We start from the raw sequence: 1644 nt of genomic DNA, 5'->3' as shown, positions 1-1644 counted from the left end.
CCCGGCGACAGGTCAGCGCCCAGGGCGGCGACGCGGTCGGGCGCGGGATCGAACCACAGACCGTGCCCGGCCTCGGCCAGACGCCGCCACGGGAAGAGTTCGCCCGGATCCTGCTTGCGGTCAGGCGCGGCGTCGGAATGGCCGATGATGCGGGCGTCGGGAATGGTCCAGCGCGAGCGGATGTCGGCGACCAGGTCGATCACCGCCTGAACTTGCGCCTCGGGAAAGGCGCGGTAGCCGAACTCGTGGCCCGGATTGACGATCTCGATCCCGATGGAGGCGGCGTTGACGTCGGTCTCGCCCTGCCAGGCGCCGCGACCGGCGTGCCAGGCGCGGCGCTCTTCCGGCACCAGACGCAGGATCACGCCATTCTCGTTGACGACATAGTGGGCCGAGACCTCGGCGGCCGGGTCGCGCAGGCGGGCGACGGCTTCGTCAGCCGTCTTCATGCCGGTGTAGTGCAGCACCAGCATGTCCGGCGGACCGCGCCGGGCGTTGAAATTGGGAGACGGGGCGTCGATGAAGCTCGGCATGGCGCCCGATCAGCGCCCTTCGCGTTCCCAGCCATAGGCGACCCAGGTGTCGCCGACCTTCTGGGCGTCGATCACGCCCTCGTCGCGACGGGTCGTGGCGGCGCGGGCGCGACGAGCGCGGAAAGCAAAGCCGGCGAAGAAGACCACCACCCCGGCGATCAGGGCGATCACCGCGACAGCCGCAGCGGTCAGCACGGCCAGAACCGCGCCCACGGTCAGGGCGATGGCCGTGGCCACAAGGCCGCCGAGCCAGACGAAGGGCGCCAGCAGGCCGCCGCCGGTGCGGCGTCGGGCGTTGAAGCCGATCTGAACAAAGGGGTCGGACTGGATCATGGAACTGCCTTTCGCGGCGCGCCGATGAAGGAACGCCTCAAACCCAATGTCGGTCCATCGACCTGAACGGTCAATGGACTGCGACATCACGCATCAGTCAGGGTCTTTTCGCGGTTGCGGCCATCAAAATGCCGGCTGGTCGGCCAGCACCACCGCGCCGCGGCTGCGCAGGCGCTCTGCCTCGACCCGGTTCAGCATGGCCTGGGCCGCCGGATCGCCCATGACCCGCCCCACCGAGACCATGGCGTCCGCCGCCTGACCCGAGGCGCCGAAGGCGCTGGCCAGGGCCTCCCACGGCGACTGCGGCGTGGGGAAGCGCTTGAAGCGCACGGACTCGCTGGTCGGGATATTGGCCAGCTTGCGAGCCTTGATGATGGCTTCGTTGAGGCCGCCCAGCTCGTCAACCAGACCCAGCGCCTTGCCCTGTGCCCCGGTCCAGACCCGGCCCTTGGCGATTTCGCGCACGCGCTCGACCGGCAGCTTGCGGCCCTTGGCGACGCGCGCGACGAACTCCTCGTAGACGCGGTCCATCGAGGCGGCGAAGGCGGCGCGCTGGCCCTGATCGAAGCCCTGCACCGGCGAGAAGGCGTCGGCGTAGTCGCCGCCGACCGACAGGCCGCGCATGTCCAGGCCGAAGCGGCCCAGGGCGTCGGCCAGCACGAACTTGCCGCCGAAGACGCCGATGGAGCCGGTCAGGGTCGAGGGCTGGGCCACGATCCAGTCGGCTTCCGAGCTGATCCAGTAGCCGCCCGAAGCCGCATAGGACCCCATGGACACG

Annotated in this window: 3 protein-coding genes; all 3 read right to left on the bottom strand. The window is 70.1% G+C overall.

Going from position 1 to position 1644, the window contains the following annotated elements:
- The coding region (locus VGE49_RS05055) for an N-acetylmuramoyl-L-alanine amidase (RefSeq protein WP_331033484.1) at window positions 1–533 on the bottom strand (533 nt) is incomplete at its 3' end.
- Between the two features lie 9 nt (window positions 534–542).
- Window positions 543–866, bottom strand: a complete 324-nt coding sequence (locus VGE49_RS05050; RefSeq protein WP_331033483.1) for a hypothetical protein — start codon at window positions 864–866, stop codon at window positions 543–545.
- A gap of 123 nt (window positions 867–989) precedes the next feature.
- On the bottom strand, window positions 990–1644 hold a 655-nt coding region (locus tag VGE49_RS05045), incomplete at its 5' end, for a S49 family peptidase (protein ID WP_331033482.1).

It is taken from the genome of Brevundimonas sp. (assembly GCF_036405315.1).
Lineage (GTDB): Bacteria > Pseudomonadota > Alphaproteobacteria > Caulobacterales > Caulobacteraceae > Brevundimonas.
Note: the sequence above shows the minus strand (reverse complement) of the source record. Positions and strands in the feature narration are given on the sequence as shown.

Excerpts from the sequence above, each read along its gene's own strand:
- VGE49_RS05050 (WP_331033483.1), bottom strand. The coding sequence starts at position 866 with ATGATCCAGTCCGACCCCTTTGTTCAGATCGGCTTCAACGCCCGACGC.